Source organism: Pseudomonas sp. Pseu.R1 (assembly GCF_045764065.1).
Classification (GTDB): Bacteria; Pseudomonadota; Gammaproteobacteria; order Pseudomonadales; family Pseudomonadaceae; genus Aquipseudomonas.
Map to the genome: position 1 here is coordinate 6,144,986 of NZ_JBJGEE020000001.1, position 21,318 is coordinate 6,166,303.

Annotated in this window: 15 protein-coding genes and 1 pseudogene; all 16 read left to right on the forward strand. The window is 62.8% G+C overall.

The features are described 5' to 3' along the window. Positions 1–175: 175 nt before the first annotated feature. Positions 176–928 (forward strand): annotated as a pseudogene (locus ACI5GA_RS27880) (MCP four helix bundle domain-containing protein); the annotation flags it as partial. Next, complete coding sequence (locus tag ACI5GA_RS27885) at positions 923–1,786, forward strand: methyl-accepting chemotaxis protein (RefSeq protein ID WP_421425554.1); 864 nt, start codon at positions 923–925, stop codon at positions 1,784–1,786. The pseudogene ACI5GA_RS27880 and the gene ACI5GA_RS27885, both read left to right, overlap by 6 nt. A 292-nt stretch (positions 1,787–2,078) precedes the next feature. Further along, entirely contained in the window at positions 2,079–7,898 is a 5,820-nt protein-coding gene (gene mnxG, locus ACI5GA_RS27890) for a manganese-oxidizing multicopper oxidase MnxG (protein WP_421425181.1), read from the forward strand. Positions 7,899–8,003: 105 nt separating this feature from the next. Further along, a complete protein-coding gene (locus ACI5GA_RS27895) occupies positions 8,004–10,025 on the forward strand; it encodes a cytochrome D1 domain-containing protein (RefSeq protein WP_421425182.1) in 2,022 nt (673 codons plus the stop codon). Continuing rightward, positions 10,022–10,675 carry an SCO family protein gene (locus ACI5GA_RS27900; protein WP_421425183.1) on the forward strand — a complete coding sequence of 218 codons (654 nt, stop codon included), beginning with the start codon at positions 10,022–10,024 and terminating at the stop codon, positions 10,673–10,675. Before ACI5GA_RS27895 ends, ACI5GA_RS27900 begins: the two co-directional genes overlap by 4 nt. 122 nt (positions 10,676–10,797) lie before the next feature. Next, positions 10,798–11,421 (forward strand): SCO family protein, encoded by a 624-nt coding sequence (locus tag ACI5GA_RS27905; RefSeq protein WP_421425184.1) that lies wholly within the window; start codon positions 10,798–10,800, stop codon positions 11,419–11,421. Between the two features lie 11 nt (positions 11,422–11,432). After that, on the forward strand, positions 11,433–13,004 hold the full coding sequence (locus ACI5GA_RS27910) for an ABC transporter substrate-binding protein (RefSeq protein ID WP_421425185.1): 1,572 nt from the start codon (positions 11,433–11,435) through the stop codon (positions 13,002–13,004). Positions 13,005–13,018: 14 nt separating this feature from the next. Beyond that, complete coding sequence (locus ACI5GA_RS27915; RefSeq protein WP_421425187.1) at positions 13,019–13,990, forward strand: peptidylprolyl isomerase; 972 nt, start codon at positions 13,019–13,021, stop codon at positions 13,988–13,990. Positions 13,991–14,219: 229 nt separating this feature from the next. Further along, positions 14,220–14,762, forward strand: a complete 543-nt coding sequence (locus ACI5GA_RS27920) for a response regulator (RefSeq protein ID WP_421425189.1) — start codon at positions 14,220–14,222, stop codon at positions 14,760–14,762. Positions 14,763–14,885: 123 nt separating this feature from the next. After that, positions 14,886–16,601, forward strand: a complete 1,716-nt coding sequence (locus ACI5GA_RS27925; RefSeq protein WP_421425191.1) for a GspE/PulE family protein — start codon at positions 14,886–14,888, stop codon at positions 16,599–16,601. Then, positions 16,582–17,385 (forward strand): hypothetical protein, encoded by an 804-nt coding sequence (locus tag ACI5GA_RS27930; protein WP_421425193.1) that lies wholly within the window; start codon positions 16,582–16,584, stop codon positions 17,383–17,385. The genes ACI5GA_RS27925 and ACI5GA_RS27930 overlap by 20 nt, the downstream gene beginning before the upstream one ends. Position 17,386: 1 nt before the next feature. After that, positions 17,387–17,932, forward strand: coding sequence for a pilus assembly protein (locus tag ACI5GA_RS27935; protein WP_404638369.1), 546 nt, complete (start codon positions 17,387–17,389; stop codon positions 17,930–17,932). Beyond that, positions 17,919–18,467: a GspMb/PilO family protein gene (locus tag ACI5GA_RS27940; protein WP_421425195.1), complete on the forward strand. Its 549-nt coding sequence runs from the start codon at positions 17,919–17,921 to the stop codon at positions 18,465–18,467. Before ACI5GA_RS27935 ends, ACI5GA_RS27940 begins: the two co-directional genes overlap by 14 nt. 2 nt (positions 18,468–18,469) lie before the next feature. Continuing rightward, positions 18,470–18,991 (forward strand): hypothetical protein, encoded by a 522-nt coding sequence (locus ACI5GA_RS27945; protein WP_404638365.1) that lies wholly within the window; start codon positions 18,470–18,472, stop codon positions 18,989–18,991. 17 nt (positions 18,992–19,008) lie between these two features. Beyond that, positions 19,009–20,835, forward strand: coding sequence for a secretin N-terminal domain-containing protein (locus ACI5GA_RS27950; RefSeq protein ID WP_404638387.1), 1,827 nt, complete (start codon positions 19,009–19,011; stop codon positions 20,833–20,835). Between the two features lie 2 nt (positions 20,836–20,837). Further along, positions 20,838–21,317, forward strand: coding sequence for a type II secretion system protein (locus tag ACI5GA_RS27955; RefSeq protein WP_404638364.1), 480 nt, complete (start codon positions 20,838–20,840; stop codon positions 21,315–21,317). Position 21,318 lies beyond the last annotated feature (1 nt).

The following is a 21,318-nucleotide window of genomic DNA, read 5'->3' on the forward strand; positions in this document are numbered from 1 at the left end:
CTGAATAAATACAGAGTGCTGGCCGATAAAAGAGCAAGTGCAATAAGCCTTTCATAGGGGAGGTGTTGTCGCCCTCAATGATCAGTCAGCAGCCTCTAAGTGTTGGATGCTTGAGCTTCGCATGGACGCACTCTGCCGGATTTTTAAAGAGAGACATTCCATGTCGATTAGAAACATGAACATCGCGCCGCGTGCATTCCTCGGGTTCGCCTTTATTGCCGTTCTGGTGATCGGGCTGGGCTTCTTCTCTCTCAACCGCATGGCGGTGATCCGTCAGGCCACCACCGACATGGAAACCAACCAGCTCCCCAGCGTGGGGTTTCTGGGCAACATGCTGGAGAACACGCTGCGTTTGCGCATCACCTCGTTCCGCACGCTGGTCAACCGCGAGCCTGCGGCGCTGCGCGAAACGGATACCCGCATTGCCGAACTGATCAGCAAGTTGCAAGAGGCCAAGAAGAACTATGCCGCCTTGCCCGCTGAAGGTGAAGAACTGGCCACGTACCGTCAGTTCGAGGCGACGCTGGCGACCTTTCTGGATGTGCAATCGCAGGTGCTCGACTTGTCCCGTCAGGAAAAAGTCGAAGAGATGCGCAACTTGATCAATACAAAGATGAAAGACGCCACCGACCTGATGGGCGTGCAGATCAACCAACTCATCACCATTAACAAGGCCAACGCGTCGGCGGCCGCTGTTTTATCGAAACAGCAATACGATGGCGCCAACGTGGGTGTGATCGCGGTGTCGGTGATCGCTGCATTCATGACCATTTTGTTGGCCTGGATGCTGACCAAAAGTATCGTTAACCCGCTGTCCAGAGCGGTGCGTGCCGCCGAGGAAATCGCAGGCGGCGATCTGACGCGTCCGATTGAAGTGGACGGCAAAGACGAGGCCGCGCAACTGTTGAAGTCGCTGGTGACCATGCAACAAAACTTACGCAAGACCATCGAGCTGATTTCCGGTTCGGCCACGCAACTGGCCTCGGCGGCCGAAGAGTTGAGCGCGGTGACCGAAGAGTCTTCGCGTGGCTTGCAGCAACAGAACAACGAAATCGAACAAGCAGCGACCGCCGTCAACGAAATGACCGCTGCGGTAGAAGAGGTCGCGCGCAATGCGGTGTCGACGTCAGAGGCTTCGCAGCAGTCCAACCGCACGGCCCATCAGGGCCGGGATCAGGTGGTGGAAACCGTCCGGTCGATTCAGGACATGAGCCAACGCATTCAGTCCACCACGGCGGTCGTTGAAGGGTTGGCGGAGCAGGGCCGGGAAATCGGCAAGGTGCTTGACGTGATCCGCGCCATTGCCGAGCAGACCAATCTGCTGGCGCTCAACGCAGCCATCGAAGCGGCGCGTGCGGGGGAAGCGGGGCGTGGCTTTGCAGTGGTGGCGGATGAAGTTCGGGCGCTGGCCCATCGTACGGCGCAATCGACCACTGAGATCGAGCAGATGGTGGCGGGCATTCAGACCCGCACCGGGGACGCGGTGCAGTCGATGTCGCGTAACACCGAAAGTGCTCGCAACACCCTGAGTCTGGCCAGTTCGGCGGGGGATGCGCTGGAGCTCATTACCGAGGCCATTGCCCAGATCAACGAGCGCAATCTGGTGATCGCCAGCGCTTCGGAAGAGCAGGCGCAAGTGTCGCGGGAAGTGGACCGCAATCTGGTGAACATTCGTGATCTGGCCGCGCAATCGGCCGCGGGGGCCAACCAGACCAGCGCGGCCAGCCATGAGCTGTCGCGTCTGGCGGTGGATCTGAAAGCGATGGTGACGCGGTTCAAAGTGTGAGCGGACTTCTTGGCTGAATGCGCTCAAAACCTGTAGGCGCCGAGCCTTGGAAACATGATCGGCGCCCAGTGTGTGGGAGCCGCCTTGGTGGCGAGGCGGTGATGCAGCACCTCCATGTTCGTCAATGCCCTGTTGGGGGGTTGCCCCAGTTTCGGGGGCTGTGACTTTCCCCAATTCCCCTTGCTGTCCTCTCTAACTGGCTGATTTTAAACGACTGATGGTATGGCACGCTCATTGCTCAGAGCCGTTATACGCAGTTGTGTGAGATTCCCGTTACGGAGGACCCGTCACGATGAAGCCCCATTCCTCTCGTCTGCTCAACCTTTGCCTGTCCTTCGGTGCCTTGTTCGCCTTCGAGGACACGGTCGAAGCCGCTGCCCGTTGCGAACGCAACCTGGTGGCCAACGTCGTGGCGCTGGATCAACCCCTGATGTTCAACCGGCTCGGCGCGCAGAATGCCAACGGCATGATCTACGCCTTGCGCCGCGATGTGGTGGATGAAAACAACGTGTTGCTCACTCAGGGTGGTGCGGCGGTGCCGGGCAGGGTGACGCTGCGCCCGGACAAGCGCCCGCGTCCCATGGTGTTGCGCGTGGCCGCCGGGGACTGCCTGACCGTGACCGTGCAAAATCTGCTCGCGCTGCAAGCCAACCCCAACAGCGAAGCAGAAGGGCCTGAAATCGAAGGCGAAGAAGGCGACGGGCCAAAGGCCAACATGCCCAAGGAATTCGTGGTCAACGACCAGGTCGCCGAGCGCTATGTAGGCTTTGCGGTCAACGGCATGCAGGCGGTCAACAGCATCGCCGACATGTCCTCCAACGTCGGCAAGAACGGCAATTTCCTCCTGGCCCCCGGCGCCACGCGCTCGTACACCCTGTATGCCGAACGCGAAGGGGCGTTCAACGCCAACAGCCAGGCGGCGACCTTCGGCAGTGAAGGCACCTCCGGCAATATGGCCAACGGCTTGTTCGCCCAGGTGGTGGTGCTGCCCAAGGGCGCGCGGGCCTATCGCAATGTGCTCACCGAAGAAGAAATGCGCCTGGCCAGCAATGGCCGTGCGCCCACCGGCCAGCCGATCATCGATTACGAAGCGCGCTACCCGCAACGCCAGCCCTGGATCACCGAAGGCAAGGCAGGGATGCCGATCATCAACATGGTCAACGGCAACGAGATCATCAACAGCGAAACCGATGCGGTAGTGATGGGGCCGAACACCGACGGCAGTTTCCCGCCCTCGACCTATCCGCTGGAAAGCATTGGCAAGCGCAACCCGGCGATCCCGAACCGCCTGGAGCCGTTTCGCGATTTCGCGGCGGTGTTCAACGATGAAACGGCGGTGACTCAAGCGTTCCCCGGTTACTTCGCCGACCCCGTGTTCGGCCACATGCTGCAACCGACTCGCGACACCTTCATGATCAACTACGGTTCTGGCGCCATTGGTGCTGAAGTGATCGCCAATCGTCTAGGCGTGGGGCCGATGCACGATTGCTTGTCCTGTGCTTATGAGGAGTTTTTCCTCAGTTCTCACACCGTGGGCGACATCGGCATGCTGGTGGACGTGCCCGCCAACGTCGGGTTGGAGCAGGTCGTACCGGGTCAGGTGCCGCCAAAAGATGCCACCGGCATCAAGGCCAGCATGGCCCTGTACCCGGGCGAGCCGTCCAATGTCAATCACAGCTACATCGGCGACATGGTAAAGATCCGCAACACCCACAACGGCAAGGAACAGCACATCTTCCACCTGCATGGGCACCAGTGGCTGTTCAACCCCAACGACGACAACTCCGATTACATGGACGCTCAAGGCATCGGGCCGGGCGTCGGTTACACCTATGAAATCGCCAATGGCGGCTCGGGCAACCGCAACCGGGTGTCAGGCGATGCGATCTATCACTGCCACTTCTATCCGCACTTCGCCCAAGGCATGTGGACCATGTGGCGGATTCACGACGTCTTCGAAGAGGGCACCCGGCTGGAGGTCTCACAGGCCAGCAATGACGGGTTCCACACCACGCCGTTCGCCCTGCGCAACGGCAAGCCGGCTGCGGGTGCCCGCGCATTGCCGGACGGTGAAATCGTTGCGGGCACACCAATCCCTGCCATCGTTCCGCTGCCGGGCAAGGCCATGGCGCCCATGCCCGGCAAGGTGGCGGTGGTGCCCAAATTGGGCGAACTGGTCGCCGCCAACGACGATGATGATGTAGAGGATGACGATCATCCAGATGAAGGTGGCCAGAAAGTCATCGGTTCGGTGGTGCTGGTCGACCGCAGCGACGCCAACCGCAACGCCGACGGCTCGTTGAAGAATCCCGGTTATCCGTTCTGGATCGGCGGGATGGAAAGCACCGTCGGCCAGCGCCCGCCCACACCGCCGCTGGACATGCTCGACGCCGCCAAGGCACAGGCCCTGCGTGACAGCGGCAATGCCCTGTGGGCCAACCTCGACCCGTTGCAGTCCGGCGGCTGGGACGGCGGCTTGCCGCGTCATGCACTGGACGGCGTGGCGGCGGGTGGTGAGGCGGAAACGGTGACCACGGCCACCGATCTGTCGAAAGTCGTGCACAAGGCCAAAGCCGTGTACATGCCGGAAGAGGGCACCGACGTGGAACAGGCGGCGATGCGCTTCCACGCCAAGCCCGATCACCCCAGCTTCGCCACGTTGCCCGGCAGTCAGGTCGTGGCCAAGGCCTTCCGCACCAACGGCGCATTGCCGGTGGCCGGTGCGCCGTTCTACGAGCCGTGCATGGACGACCGGGGCAAGCGCCTGACCACGATGGCGGGTCTGGGCACCTTCAACAGTGGCGAGACCACCGGCGGCATGTCGTTTACCGGGTCTTCCCAATACACCGCCGACAAGCCGCGACTGTACAAGGCCGCCAACCTGCAATTCGACGCGGTCTACAACAAGGTCGGTTACCACTTCCCGCAGGCGCGCATCCTGGCGCTGTGGGAGGACGTCTGGCCGGTGATCAACAAACAGCGTCCGCCTGAGCCCTTGGTGATGCGCATCAACACCTTCGACTGCGTGATGTACCAGCAGACCAACCTGATCCCCAATTACTACGAACTGGACGACTACCAGATTCGCACCCCGACCGACGTCATCGGCCAGCACATTCACCTGCCCAAGTGGGACCTGACCGCCGCCGACGGCTCGGCCAACGGCTGGAACTATGAAGATGGCCTGCTTTCGCCTGCGACCGTAGTGGAGCGGGTGCATGCGATCCGCAGTTTCAACCAGTGCACCGAAGCCGACCCGCGTGACGGCACCCCGACGTGCCCGAAAGCCAAAGCACACCCGTATTTCGGCCAGTTCGGGCGGGCCGACTGGCTCGGTGCGCGCACGGCCATGCAACGCTGGTTCGCGGATCCGGTGGTCAACACCCGTGGCATCGACCGTGGGCTGGGCACCATCTTCACCCACGACCACCTTGGTCCCTCGACCCATCAACAACTGGGGCTGTATGCGACCGTATTGGCTGAACCGGCCGGTTCCACCTGGTTCCACTCCGAGACCGGCCAGCAGCTCTACAGCAGTGCTCGTCAGGACGGTGGCCCGACCTCGTGGCAAGCGGTGATCAATACCGGCGATCTGGATGGCGATGGCAAGAACGACAGCTACCGCGAGTTCTTCCTCGAATACAGCGATTTCGTGCACGCCTACGAGGCCGGGGTTTACGTGGGCGCAGGCCCCAACGGCGTGCCCAATGGCCAGGCGTACCCGGCCACCGCCAACAGTTTCCGCTACGCGATCAATCCGCCGGGACGCAAGGACGCGGACAACCTGCTGGAGTCGGTGCTGGAAGTGGCCGGGGGCGTGATGGAGAAGTGCCCGCAACGGCCTTGCCCGCAGGCCATCTCGGTGGAAGATCCCGGCATGTTCGTCGTCAACTACCGCAACGAGCCTCTGGGCCTGCGCATCTTCGACCCGCTGCGCACGGCGCCGGACGGCAAGCCGGGGATGCAGGCCAACGGGCTGGCGGGGGATCTGTCGTATGCCCTGCAAACCCGCACCGATCGGGCGATCCCGGCGTTGAACCTGGCGCCCAGCGCGATCACCCAGGCCACCGGGCCAACGGGCGGCGTGACGCTGTTCCCGCCGCACATCAACCGGGGTGGCGACCTGCCGGGTGACCCGTTCACACCGATGCTGCGCACCTACACGGGCGACAACGTGCGGCTGCGAGTACACGCCGGTGGCCATGAGGAAGAGCACAACGTGACCTTGCACGGGGTGAAATGGCTGCAATCGGGTACCGGCTTCGGCAGCAGCTCCAACTCGGGGTGGAAATCCTCGCAGATGGTCGGCATCTCCGAGCAGATGGGCTTCAACGCGCCGGTTGCCACTATGTCCAGCAACGCCAGCGATACCGGCGACTACTTGTACGCCATGGACGCCGCGCTGGAGGGCTACTGGAACGGTATGTGGGGCGTGATGCGCAACTACGGCGCGCAACGCAACGACCTGTTCCCGCTGCCGAACAACCCGAAACCGGTGATCGCCCGCAACACCACGGCGTTCGACGGCGTGTGCCCGCGTTACACCACCAACGCCAGTGGCGTCGGCACCCGACCCACGGTGCAGCGCAATTTCGAGGTGGTCGCGGCGCTGGCCAACGACATCCTGAGCAACCCGTTGAACCTGACTATCGGTGATGCGGCCGGGCAGGGGCAGCATGTGGGCGCTGCGCTGAATCCGGCGGGTGGCACGCTGGTGTTCAACAAGCGCGCGGTGACCATCCCGCAGGCCACGGTGACCGATCCGGAAGACGGCATCAGTTTCACCATTGGCGGGCAGTCCGGACCGCTGCATGATCCGACCGCGATTCTGTACGTGCGCAAAGCCGATCTCGACGCCACCACCGGCAAACTCAAGGTGGGCGTGCCGGTCGAGCCGTTGGTGCTGCGTGCCGCTGCCGGGGATTGCATCAACGTGACGCTGGAAAACCGCTTGCCCGCCGCCATGCCGGACCTGCCCAACGTGGCGGTGATGGCCGGGACCGTGAAGCGTGATCGCAACAGCGCGCAAGGCTCGACCACCTTCAACAACAACCTGATGCGGCCGTCGTCCCACGTGGGCCTGCACGCCCAGTTGGTGGCGTATGACATCAGCAAGTCGGACGGCGCCAACGTCGGCATCAACCCGATCCAGACCGTCGCACCGCGAGCTGGCAGCTCGGGGGCGTGGCCGACCCGCACCTATCAGTATTACGCCGGGCATCTGGAGCGCGAAGGCAAACCGGTGTCGCAACTGGGCCGCGCGGTGGACAACATCGACGCCACGCCCATCGAGTTTGGCGGCTTTAACCTGATACCGTCTGACCCGATCAAACAGCCACAGAAAGGCCTGGGCGGGGCGATGGCGATCATGCCGTTCGGCGCCACCTGGACCGAGGACACCCGCTCCAGAGCCAACGCGACGGTCACCGTGAGCGGACAGACCGCCTACCGGGACTTCATGCTGGTGATGCAAAAGTCGCTGAACATGCGCTGGGCCAATGGCCGTCCGGTGCCCAATATCGCTGCAGAAGGCAATGGCGCGCCCGCCGATCCGCAGGACAACTCCAGCATGGCGATCAACTATCGCAGCGAGCCTTTGTGGTATCGCTTTGCCAAGGCGCCTGATGCGCCGTTCGGCCACGCCGATGGCCATGGACTCGCTGATGTCCCGAATGCCCACATGGCCTATAGCAACGCGCTGGTGGGCGGCGATCCACAAACGCCCGTGCTCTACGCCAAACCGGGCCAGCCGTTCCGCGCTCACGTGACCTTGCCGGGCGGCGGCAGCCGTGGCACCACGTTCCAGCTCGACGGACACCTCTGGCCGACCCATCCGTTCCAGGCCGAGAAGTCCGACAGCGGCGGCTACCCGATGGGACCGTCGGGCGTGGGGTCGGTGAAGTTCGCCTACAACCCGATGTCGACGTACGTGGGCGCCCAGGAAAGCGTCCTGCCGGCTGCGCACTTCAGCTTCATGCTGCCCAGTGCAGGGGGCACCAATGCCGTGCCGGGTGACTACCTGTTCCGCGATTACGCAGGGTTCGGCAACCTCTCGGGGCTGTGGGGCATCCTGCGGGTGACTAACGACCCGGAGCCCGCGGCCACGCCGTAGGGGACGAATAGCCAGAACAGCGGTTTGCCCTATAACAACAAGGCGGGCGGACCTGACACAACTCATCGGACCTGATGCTCGCATCGGGTCCACAGGGGGTGCAGTGTGAATGGATGGATCAGAGGCGTGTTCGCGGGAGGTGCGCTGGCGGCGGCGCTGGTGGTCATGGGGCATTCCGGTGAGCCGGTGAAGAACGCCAATCTGGCGTTGGGCGATACCGAAGGGCCGCAGACGTTTCCAGGGCTTGCCAGTGACCGACAGCAATGGGTCAGAAATGGCGTGATCGTGAAGTTCGAAGCTCGCCCGCTCAACAGCGGCCCGTTGATGGAAGGGATGTTCGCCGACGTGCGCTTCAGCGTCACCGACAGCGCCACCGGTCAGCCGTTGGCGGGGGTTGCACCCGGTGCCTGGCTCGATCCGATGGTGGCCGATGACAAGGGCACTTCCCGCGATGCCCAGTGCAAGTCGCGGGTCGGACTGTACCTGAAAAGCACCATTGGCGCCCGGCCGTTGCTGGACCTGAACAGCTATTTCCTGATGGTGCTGAACAAGGACGCCAGCGCCACGGTGATCGATCCGACGGTGTCGGTGGGCGGCATCACCAGCACCCTGACCCGCATCGCGCTCAGGCAGCCGGGCATGGACTGGACCAGCACCAACGACGACAAACGGGTATTTGTCTCGATGCCGTCGGCGGGTGAGGTGGCGGTGATCGACGGCGAGAAATTCCAGGTACTGGACAATATTCCGGCGGGCAGCCAGCCGCTGCGTGTCGCGTTGCAGCCGGACGAACGCTATCTGTGGGTCGGCAATAACGCGCCGAACGAAGGCGAAAGCGGCGTCACGGTGATCGACGCACAATCGCTCAAACGCCTGAAATTCCTGCCCACCGGCCCTGGCCACCATGAAATTGCCTTCAGCAAGAATTCGCGTTTCGCCTTCGTCAGCAGCCGCGATGCAGGGACCGTCGAGGTGTTCGATGTGGCGACCCTGGCCTCTGCCAGAACCTTGAAGACCGGCAGTCATCCGCTGTCGTTGGCCTATTCGCCATTGTCAGACGCGGTGTACGTGGCGGATGGTCGGGATGGCACCATCACCGTGATCGACGCGCATTCGCTGGACGTGCGCAAGGTCATCGCGGCGCAGCAAGGACTGGGTCCGATGAGTTTCACCGAGGACGGGCGTTACGGTTTTGTACTCAACACCCTGAACAGCCACGCGCTGGTGATCGACAGTGCCAGCGACAGCGTGCTGCACGATCTGGAGGTGTCGCCCGAGCCGTTTCAGGTCACCGTCACCCAGAACTACGCCTACATTCGCGGCCTGGCCTCGTCGCGGGTGACCATGGTCAACCTGTCAAGCCTTGGCCGGGACCGCAAGCCGATCCTGCAATCCTTCGAAGCCGGGCCTGCGGCGCCGCGCCTGGCGGGGGATTTGCCGCTGGCGGCGGGTTTGAGTCCGGCGCGGGACAACGATGCGGTGTTCGTGGTCAACCCGGTGGACAACACCACGTATTTCTACGCCGAAGGCATGAACGCGCCGATGTCCGGTTACCCCAACCGCGGCAATGCGGCGAGGGCGGTGCGGGTGATCGACCGCAGCTTGCGAGAAGTCGAACCCGGTGTGTACAGCTCACGGGTGCGCCTGCCCAGCGCGGGCAACTTCGATGTGGCGTTCATGCTCAACCAGCCTCAGGTCATTCACTGTTTCACCGCGCAGATCGAGGTCAATCCTGCGCTGGAAAAACGCTTGGCCATTCCTCGGGTAACCTTCCTGCTGGAGCGGCGTTTCGAGCCGGTCGGCAAGCTGGTGCCGATCCGCATTCGTCTGGTTCAGGGGCGCAACAACACCCCCATGACCGGCGCCAGGGATGTTTACCTGCGCTACTTCCTGGCCCCCAGTTCACGGCCCAAGGAAGTGCTGGCGGTGGAAGTGGGCGAGGGTATCTATGAGGCCCAGGCCGACCTCAGCGAAACCGGTGCGTATTACCTGCATGCGCGCTCTGAATCCTTGGGCATTCGTGCCAATGAACAGTCTTACGCCAGTCTGCGGGTGATGCCGGTGGACAATTCCCCGGTGCACCTGAGTAACCAGAGTCCCGCTGTTTCCGACAGGACAACGCCATGAAATACGCCCTTGCAGTCTCGCTGTTGGCATCGTTGGTGGGGTTGAGTGTGTCGAACGCCACGCAGGCCCATGGCGGGGCCGACCATGGGCAGCCTAAAACAGCGGTGACCCAGGAAAATACCGTGGTGCATTTTGCTGACGTGTCGCTGACCAACCAGCATGGCGATCCGGTCAACCTCAAGCGGGACTTGGTGGGCGACCGCATTGTGGTCATGGGCTTCATCTACACCACCTGCACCACGGTGTGCCCGGTGATTTCGTCGATCATGGCCAGGGTGCAGGCGCAACTAGGGGCGAAGGTCGGGACCGAGGTGCAGATCGTCTCGATTTCGGTCGACCCGCTGCGTGACACCGCGCCTCGGTTGTTGAGCTATTCGCGCACGTTTCAGCACGGTCCCGGCTGGGCCTGGCTGACCGGCACCCCACAGGCCATCGATGCCACGCTCAAGGGGCTGGGCGCCTGGAGCGCCGACCCGCAGAACCATGCGCCATTGATTCTGGTGGGCGATGGCCGCAGCAGCCACTGGACCCGCTTCAACGGCTTCACCGACCCCGCGCTGCTGGTGGAACGGGTGGAGCAATTGCGTGGCGACCGCGCCTCCAAAAGCGGGCGTCATGGGGTGTATGTGATGGGGGAGGTGCAGCCATGAAAGCCGATGCTGTGGCAGTTAAGCGTCCTGTGGGAGTGAGCTTGCTCAGGAAGGTTTTTTCGGCAGGCGCAGATGTGTCGGCTGTACCGGCCTCATCGCGAGCAAGCTCGCTCCTACAGGGGATGTGGCGTAGGTGGGGCGGGGTGTTTGCAGGGTTGGCGTTATTCATGACGGCCGCCCAGGCCCACGAATCCTCAACCCTGGCCACAGCCGCCTCCGTGCAAGGGGCGCCGCCCACCACGGGCACTCACGACGCCCAACAATATTTCACCGACACCCTGCTCAAAGATCAGGATGGCAACGAGGTGCGCTTTTACAGCGATGTATTGAAGGATCGGCTGGTGCTGCTCAACGTGGTCTTCACCCATTGCAAAGACGCCTGCCCGCTGATCACCCGCAAACTCAAGGAGGTGCGTGACGCCATGGGCGAGGGGGTTGCGAAACAGGTGGTGTTCATCACCCTGACCAGCGATCCGAAAAACGACACCCCGGAGGTGCTCAAAACCTTCGCCGCCAAGCATGGCGTCGATGGCCCGAACTGGCGATTCCTCACCGGCACCCAGGCGCAAATGGACTTGGTGTTGGGGCGCCTGGGGCATCTGATCCCGAGCCCCGAACAGCACTCCACGCAGTTGATTGTGGGCGATGTAGCGACCAAACGCTGGGCGAAGATTCGTCCGGACGCACCGGTGGACGCCATCGCTCAGCGCCTGCAATTTCTGACACTGCCGGTTGCCGGACGTTGAGGGGGCCATCCATGAAGCCGCTGGCGCTGTTTTGCCTGTTGTGTTGCCTGACCGGGATCGCTCAGGGCATCGAGCTGACCCCGGCAGAAACCGCAGGCAAACGTTTGTACCGCGAAGGCCTGTCGGCCAGTGGCGCGGACGTGTCGGCGCGCATCGGGGTGTCCGGCGCGATCGTGCCTGCCGCAACCGTGCCTTGTGCCGGCTGCCACGGCGCCGATGGCCGTGGGCGACCGGAAGGCGGCGTGCGACCGCCGGACATTACCTGGCGGCGTCTCAGCACGCCCTACGGTCAGCAACTCAGCAGGGGGCGCAACCATCCCCCTTACAGCGACAGCGCGCTGTCTCACGCGGTCATCGAAGGCATCGATCCGGGCGGCAACCGGCTCGACAGTGCGATGCCGCGTTTTGTGATGTCGGCGCAGGATCAGCTCAATCTGCTCGCTTACCTCAAACGCCTGGAAGACGACCGCGACCCCGGCGTACACGCCTCGACCCTGCGTCTGGGCACGCTGCTGCCCACGCAGGGGCCGATGGCCGCACTGGGCGATACCCTCGCCGCCATCCTCAAAGGCTCACTGGCCCGGATCAATGAAGACGGTGGCATTCATGGCCGCCAACTGGAGCTGCAGATTCTCGACCCCGGTCCCGATGCCCAGAGCGCCAAGGCCGCCTTGCAAGTGCTGACCGGCGAGCAGGGGGTGTTTGCGCTGGTTTCGCCACTGGTGCCCGCGCTGGACGGGCAACTGGGCGAGTTGCTGGAACAGGCTCAGGTGCCGCTGGTGGGGTCGGTGTCGCTATTGGGCGGCGACACCGACAGCCCGATGATGTTCGAGCCGTTGCCGGGCACCGCCGAGCAATTGCGCACGTTGGGTCGCTATGCCGCAAACAGCCTGAACCTGTCAGGGCAACGCACGCTGATCGTCTATCAGGACAACCCGCTCGACCGGCATCAGGCCGACACACTCAAACAGGACCTCAACGCTCAAGGCTGGCGGGATGTCTCGCTGCTCGGCTATCCGGCCGATCGCCCTCTGGCTGGCAACACCGCCATGATTGGGGCAAAAGCCCTGTTTTTCCTGGGTCGCCCCACCGATTTTGGGGCCATGGTTCGGGCACTGCAATTGCAAGGTGCTGCGTATGCACCCTACGTATTTGCCGCCTCGGCCCACGTGCCTGCGGATGTATGGTCCATCCCCGGCACGTTTTCCAGACGGGTGTTTCTGGCGTACCCGTTCACGCCGGATGACTGGACGCCTCAGGGAAGAAGCGCTCTGGCCCGTATCCGCGAAAGAACCGGGTTGAAGGGGCAATACCCAGTGTTGCAGGTCGATGCGTATTGCTCGGTGCTGCTACTGGCACAAGGGTTGCGACAGATCGGTCGGAATCCGGCGCGTGGGCCGTTGATCCAGGCGCTGGAAGGATTGCATGACGTGCAGACCGGCTTGACCCCGATGTTGGGGTTCGGACCCGGGCGACGGGTGGGGATGACGGACGCCCAAGTGGTGACCGTGGATGCGCAGCGACAACGTTTCGAACGGGTTGGGACTGACAACGAGGTCAATCGGGTCAGTGCTGCTAACTGAAGTGAGTATTCGCCATGAAGCTCAAGCTGATGTTAATGATGTTGGCGTTCGTGTTACCCGGCGTGCTGCTGACGGTGGGCCGCACCGAAGCCGTGGCCGAGCCTACCTTTGGGCAAATGGCCGTGGCACGGGTCAATGGGGTCGAGATCGGCCAACTCCAACTGGAGCACTATTTCGTCGATTATTTACAGGCTCAGGGGCGGATGGTGGGTTCCATTCGCAACCCGGTGGCCTATGACCGGCTGCGGCGTGCCGCGCTGGATGACCTGATCGACAAAGAGTTGCTGTGGCAGGAGGCGGGCAAGCGCGGCATCCGTGTCGATGAACAGAGCGTTCAAGACAATTATTCGGCCCTGCGCACCGAGTTCACCTCGGATGAAGTCTTCAATCGTCGTCTGGAGGAGGCGGGTTTCAATAGCGTCACCTTCATCGACTACCTGCGCCGCGAGCTGACCAGTCAGCGCATGCTGGCTGAGCTGAGCCAGGTGCAGCCCCCCACGCAGAAGGACGTCGAGGCGTTCTATCGGCAACTGTCCCCCCGCATCCACGCGCGGCACATTTTGCTGCCCGTCGACCCCAATGCAGACCCGGCGGTGGTGGAAGCGGTGCGTCAGCAACTCCTGCAACTTCGCGCCCGGATCGTCTCCGGGGAAGACTTCTCGCGGCTTGCGCAGCAATACTCTCAGGACAGCCGGTCAGCCGAAGGCGGCGATCTGGGCTATTTTTCTCGTGAAAGCATGGTGTCCGAGTTTGCCGACGCCGCGTTCAGCCTCGCACCCGGTGCAGTCAGCGATCCGGTCCGCACCGTCTACGGATGGCACCTGATCAAGGTGGACAACGGTGCGGCCGACCGCGTCATCGACGACGCCCAAGGGTTGGCCATGGCGCGTCGGGCGCTGGATCAGCAACGCCAGGCGCAGGCGACCGCAGCGGCTCTGCAGCGATTGCGTGCGGCAAGCCTGATCGAACGGGCGGCAGAGCGATGACCCGGGTTTTCCCCGAATGTGGGGACAAAACCGGTGAGCGATGGCAACTGCCCCCAGCAGTGGGGTTGAGGTTCAGTCCATGTATTTTCTGTTTTGTCGAAGAAAATCAGTGGGATGGGCGTGAGTTTTTCGACGTGGAGGGTCTGGCATGAACAGTGCTCTTGTACCTGTGCAAGGCGATAATCCCCAGACCGGGCCACAGGACCTGTCCCGATTTCAGGAGTCCCCCTTGTTAAACAAAGTATTGGTGGTGGAGGACGAGCAAATCCTGGCGCAGAACCTTCAGTCGTATCTGGAGGCCAAGCGTCTGGATGTCCGGGTCGCGAACGATGGCGCTGGCGCCATCGACCTCGCAGAAGGATTCGGGCCGGACGTGGTAGTCCTCGATTTTCGCTTACCCGATATGGAAGGGTTTCAGGTACTCGATGCGGTACGGAAACAGAAGGACTGTTTCTTCATCCTGATGACCGGCCATCCGACCAGCGAAGTCTGCGGTCGGGCCACCGATCTGGGTGTCAGCCACATTCTGTTCAAACCGTTTCCGCTGGCCGAACTGGCCCGAGCTGTCTGTGACTTGTTGGGTACTGAGCGACGGTCGACGGGTTCGGCGCCACAGGCGGCCGGGTTCATCGAGCGGCGACACAGCCCGGCTGAGAAGTTCCCGTTGCAGTTGTACGACGGTACCTGGGTTCACTCCGACCGTCGTGGCAACAAACAGTCTCCCTCGCTCCAAAGCGATGCGGTGACTGTGGATGGGGAGGGAAAACTCTAGCCGGGACCAGACTGGATCAGCACGCCACGGCTGTGTTGATCACGCTGGAAACGGCACACCGGCCATGGACGGTCAGGCGCGTCGAATGTGTGGTTCCTTTTTTGGGGTCCGGGAGTGCATTCGATGGAAAGTCTTACGCTCGCAGTCGAAAGACCGCCGCTGGCGCAGCCAGTCGAGTTGCCAATACGTTTTCCCGGCAGCCTGCTGGCCGCCGCCAGAGATCGGGCCAACGAACAGGGCGAACGCCCCGTCGAGGCGCTCGAAGCCCTTTCAACCCTTGAACCCCTTGCCTTCGTTCGCGCCCTCGGCGTGACCCTGCACTACCCGGTGCTGGACGCCGCGACGCTGTTCAAATGCACCCCCGAATTCGATCAGGTCAGCCTGGCCCAGGCCTTGAAGCGCGAATTCGTGATGCTGCGCCTTGAGGACGCCCTGATCGGGGTGTTCGCCGACCCTTTCGATGATGCCCGTCTGGCATGGATCGATGAATGCCTGCAAGGGGCCGGGCTCTACCTGTGCCACGCCGCCGATCTGGCGGCGTACCTGGCGCGGCAGGAGGAGGGTTTTCACGCTGTTGCCGCCCTCGACACCCAGGGTGACGAAGCCCACGAATACGACACCCTTGAGACCCTGTCGCTGACCAGCATCAGCGAAGACGCCAGCGCAGTGGTCAAGCTGGTCAACTCCACGCTGTACGACGCCCTGAAAATGCACGCCAGTGACATTCATCTGGGGGTGACCGGCAGCGGGATGGTGATCAAGTACCGCATCGACGGCGTGCTTAACAACATCAGCAAGGTGCAGGGCGCCGAGTTCGCCGATCAGGTGATTTCGCGGATCAAGGTCATGGCCGAACTGGACATCGGCGAGAAGCGCGTGCCGCAGGATGGCCGCTTCAAGATTGGCATCAACGGGCGGCAGATCGACTTCCGGATTTCCATCATGCCCAGCATTTTTGGCGAAGACGCCGTGCTGCGGGTGCTGGACAAACAGGACCTGGCCGACCGGGTCAGCGGCGTGCGTCTGGAAGCGCTGGGCTTTGAAGACGCCACCTTGCTCAGCCTGCGGCGCCTGGCGGCCGAGCCGTATGGCATGGTGCTGGTGACCGGTCCCACCGGCAGCGGCAAGACCACCACGCTGTACGCGATGATCACCGAGATCAACCACGGCGTGGACAAGATCATCACCATCGAAGACCCGGTGGAATATCAATTGCCGGGCGTGTTGCAGATCCCGGTCAACGAGAAAAAGGGCCTGACCTTCGCCCGAGGCCTGCGTTCGATCCTGCGTCACGACCCGGACAAGATCATGGTGGGCGAGATTCGCGACCCGGACACCGCACAGATCGCCGTGCAGTCGGCGCTGACCGGCCACCTGGTGTTCACCACCATTCACGCCAACAACGTGTTCGACGTGATTGGCCGTTTTACCCAGATGGAGGTCGACCCCTACAGCTTCGTCTCGGCGCTCAACGCGGTGCTGGCGCAGCGGTTGATCCGTCTGGTGTGCAGCGGCTGCGCTGTCAGCGTGACCCCGGATGACGCCGAGCTGAGTGCGTCCGGCCTGACCCGGGACAACAGCAGCCATTACCACTTCGTCCATGGCGCGGGATGTGGGCGTTGTCGGGGCACCGGGTATCGCGGCCGTACCGCCATCGCCGAACTCCTGCACCTGGATGACGAGATTCGCCAGATGATCGTCGAGCGCCAACCCATTTCCCAGATCAAGCAGTACGCCTGCAGCCGGGGCCTGCGCCTGTTGCGTGGTTCGGCGCTGGAGCTGGTGCGCGACGGTCGGACCACGCTGGAGGAGATCAATCGTGTCACTTTCATTTCGTGAGCATTATGTGGCCGTGATTGGCGCCAATGGTGTCGGCCTGTCCCGCTGCGACGCCCGTGGCCGCACCTGGCTGGGCAGCGCCGGGTTCATCGCCGACCGCCAGTCAGCCCCCGCACTGGCGCTGGACAGCCTGCAACGCCTGCTCGCCGAGCATATCCATCGTCGCGCTCGGCTCAGTGTGCTGTTTTCCAGCCACTACAGCCGCTTCGGGCTGATTCCGTGGAGCGAGCACATCACCACTCCGGCCGAATTGCAGGCCTACGCCAGCGCCTGTTTTGACGACACGTTCGGCAAATCCAGTGAGGCGTGGGCCTTGAGCCTGTCGCCGGAAAACGCCGGGCTGCCGCGTATCGCCGTTGCTTTGCCCCAAGCGTTGCTCAACCACCTGCGCACGCTGGTCAAGGAGCTGGGCCTGCAACTGGTGTCGGTGCAGCCTTACCTGATGGCGGCGTTCAATCGCTTCCAGAAAAGCTTCGGTGATCGTGATTTTCTGTTCGTCGTCGCCGAGCCCGGTCGCAGCACCTTGTTGCTGGCCAGGGAAGGGCGCTGGTCGGCGGTGCGCTCGTTGCGGATTGCCGACAGCGACGCGGCGCTGGCCTCGATGATTGCACGGGAAAGCGAGCTGCATGGCCTGAACGGCGACAAACCAGTGGATCTGTTCGTTCACGCACCGGCTCGTCACAACGACGGCCCGATGATCCTCGGCGTGCAAACCCTGGAACTGCCCGTTGTCGAGGGCGATGTTCAGGACCCGCTGCACCTTATGGCCAGAGCGGTGAACTGACATGCGCGCCCTCGATCTGGAATTTCAACCGCAACGCCGAGGCAGCCGACCAGGCTGGGCCTTGCTCGGACTCGGCCTGGTGCTGGGCGTGTCGGTGGCCGCCACCGCCCATGTCATCGGTGAAGACATTCATGAGCAGCAAGGGCAGTTGGGTCACGCCCAGCGCAAGTTGCAGGTGCACACCGCGCCAACCACCGGCCTGACGCCTGCTCAGCAGCGCGAACAGGAGATTCGCCTGAGCGAGATGAAACAGATTTCGGCTCAGTTGCGTCGCCCCTGGGAGCGGCTGTTCGCAACGCTGGAAACCCTGCGCGGCAACGACATCGCGCTGCTTAGCCTGAGTCCCGACGCCCGCAAGGGGCAGATCCGCATCAGCGCCGAAGCGCGGGATCTGGACGCGATGCTGGCGTTCCACCGGCAGTTGCAAGGCAGCCCCGAGCTGCGCGACGTCTCGCTGGTGAACCACGAAATCGTCGCCAACGCGCCGCAGAAACCAATCCTGTTCAACCTGCTGGCCACCTGGGAGGTGAGCGATGTCCGTCCCTAGCCTGATTGTGCGCGAGCATGTGCAACGGGCCGGCTGGCCCGGCCTGGGCGGCGCGGGGCTGTTGGCGCTGGCGCTGGCCTACGGCGTGTTTGGCCTGCTGCCGGACTGGCAGTCGCTGGACACCCTGCGGCAGAACAGCCAGAAGGCCAGCGAGTTTCTGGAAAAGGTCGCCAACGGCACGGCGACCTTGCCGGTGATGCCCGCGCAGCAACTGGATGACTTCCATAAATCGCTGCCGACCCAACTTGACGCCACCTCCGCCATCGACCGCATCTACGCCATGGCCGGTCAACAGAAGATCAACCTGTCCCGTGGCGAATATTCCCTGGGGATCGATCCGAAAACCCAACTGGCGCGCTACCAGATTCTGCTCCCGGTGCGTGGCAGCTACCCGCAACTGCGGCGCTTTCTTCATGCCTTGCTGACCGAGTTGCCCGCCGTGGTGCTCGAAGACGTCGATTTTCAACGCAAGAAAATCGCCGACACCGAGCTTACCGGGCGCATCCGCATGACCCTTTACCTGTCGAGGTCATGAGCATGAACAACCGTCGAGTGGTGGGCTGGCTGGCATTTCTCGGACTTTGTGGGCTGATCGCCTGGGTGCCCGAGCAGTTTTTCGGTGAGCCGACACAGGACGTCGCCAGCGATGCCCGGCCGGTGACGAGCAAACAGCGCGACGCGGTGGCCGCCGGCAAAAACGCGGCTTCCCAAAGCAGCGTCGCGTCAACTGCTGCGACAGTGCCGCAAGTCGACCTGTTCGCCGCGCAAAGCTGGTACGTCGCCCCGGTGATGACCGCTGAACAGCAGGCCGCGCTCAACGCGCCTGAGATCCCCACGGTGCCCACTGCACCGCCTCTTCCGTTCCAGTTCATTGGCAAGCTGGAAGACAGCAAGCAGTTGCAGGTGTTCCTGCAAAACGGAGAACGGCTCTATGTGGTTAGGGCCGGTGATGTGATCGATGAGACCTACAAGGTCGATCGCATCTCGGCCACTGAAATGAGCTTTGTCTATCTGCCCATGAAGTTTGCGCAGACCTTGTCTGTGGGGAGTGCACCATGAGTCCGCTGCGGTTGTCGTTGAACGCGTTGTTGCTGGCTTTCACTGTCATGCTGGGGGTGAGCCTGGCGTCCTGTACCTCGGACATCAACCGGGCCGTCGGCCAAGACATGATCGACGATGGCCGTTACGAGGAGGGCATCGCCAAATTGCAGGAGGCGGTCAATGCCAAACCCCGCGACGCGACCCTGCGCATTGCCTTGACCTCGGCCAAGGCGCGGGCGGTCAAGACCCTGCTGACCAAGGCCGATTCCGAACGCTCGCAGCGGGACTTCAACAGTGCGGCCATCGACTATTCGCGGGTGATCGCCATCGAGCCGAACAACGGCCGCGCCCGCGACGCGTTGTACCTGCTGGAGCAGATGCGCAACATCAACGACATGCTGGTGCAGGGCCAGACCAGCCTGCGCCGGGGCGACCTGACCGGCGCCGAACAACAGGCGCGCAAAGTGCTGGCAATGGACCCTCGGCACGAGGGCGCGCAGCAACTGCAAAAGGACATCGAACGGATGCGCGCGCGCAACGTGGTGTCCAACCCGCAGCTCAAGACCCGGCTGGACAAACCGGTGACCCTGGAATTTCGCGACGCCAACCTCAAGGTGATTTTCGAGGTGCTGTCCCAAGTGGCGGGGTTGAACTTCATCTTCGACAAGGACCTGCGCCCGGACCTCAAGGCCACCATCTTCGTGCGCGAAGTGCGCATCGAAGACGCCATCGACCTGCTGCTGCAACAAAACCAGTTGCACCAGAAAGTGGTGAACGACAACACCCTGTTGATCTACCCCGATTCGCCGCAAAAGGTGAAGGATTATCAGGAGCTGGTGATGCGCACCTTCTATCTGACCAATACCGACGCCAACACCGCGCTGAACATGGTCAAGACCATGCTCAAGACCCGCGACGTGTTCATCGACGAGCGCCTCAACACCCTGACCATGCGCGATACCCCGGACGTGATTCGCATGGCCGAGAAACTGTTCTTTTCCCAGGACCAGTCCAACCCCGAAGTGGTGATGGAAGTGGAGGTGATGGAAGTCTCACGCCAGCGCATTCAGGACCTTGGCCTGCAATGGCCCAGCACCTTCGGCATCATCAACAGTGACGGTTCGGCGGTCAGCGTGTTGAACCAGTTGCACGGCATCAATCAGAGCCGGATTTCGTTCTCGCCCTCGCCGCAACTGAAAATCAACGCCCAGGACAACGACGTCAACACCCTGGCCAGCCCGACCATTCGCGTCAGCAACCGGGAGCAGGCGCGTATCCACATTGGCCAGCGGGTGCCGATCATCAGCGCCACCTCGGTGCCGTCCACCCAAGGGCCGGTCATCACCGAAAGCATCACGTATCTGGATGTCGGTCTGAAGCTTGAGGTGACGCCCATCGTGCACCTGGACAACGAAGTGGCAATCAAGGTGGCGCTGGAAGTGAGCAACGCCACCCCGCTGGAGGCGACCCGCAACGGCACCATTCCGGTTCAGGTAGACACCCGCAACGCCCAGACCACGCTGCGTCTGCACGATGGTGAGACCCAGATTCTCGCCGGGCTGGTGCGCAACGACTCGCAATCCAGCGGCAACAAGATTCCGGGGCTGGGCGACATTCCGGGGCTGGGTCGGCTATTCGGCAGCAACAAGGACTCGGTCGGTAAATCCGAGCTGGTGCTGTCGATCACCCCCCGGATCGTGCGCAATCTGCCGTATCAGGCGCCGAGCGACATGGAGTTCCCCACCGGGACCGAGACCAGCATGCACATCAACTCGGTCAACCCGGACAGCGTGCCGGTGACGGTCGAGGTCGGTGGCAAATCGACCCCGCTGGCCACCGCAACTGTCGTCGAGAAGCCTTGATCATGAACGTCTATCGCAGCCACGGCGGTTTCACCCTGATCGAGATGGTCGTGACCCTGGCCATCGTCGGCCTGCTGGCGAGCATCGCCGCGCCGCTGACTGAAACGGTGATCCGCCGGGGCAAGGAACAGGAGCTGCGCACCGCGCTGTACCAGATTCGCGATGCGCTGGATGCCTACAAGCGGGCTGCGGATTCGGGGCGTATCGAGAAATCGGTCACCAGCAACGGCTACCCGACCAGTCTCAAGGTGCTGGTGGAGGGCGCGCGCGACCTGCGCAGCCCCAAGGGCGTGAAGATTTACTTCCTGCGGCGCATCCCTCGGGATCCGTTCGCCAAGCCCACAAGGGCGCCTGAAGAGGACTGGGGACTGCGCGCCTATGACAGCCCTGCTCAGAACCCGAGGGATGGCGAAGACGTGTTCGATGTCTACTCGAAGACGCGCGGCAAGGGCCTCAACGGCATTGCCTATTCGGAGTGGTGAG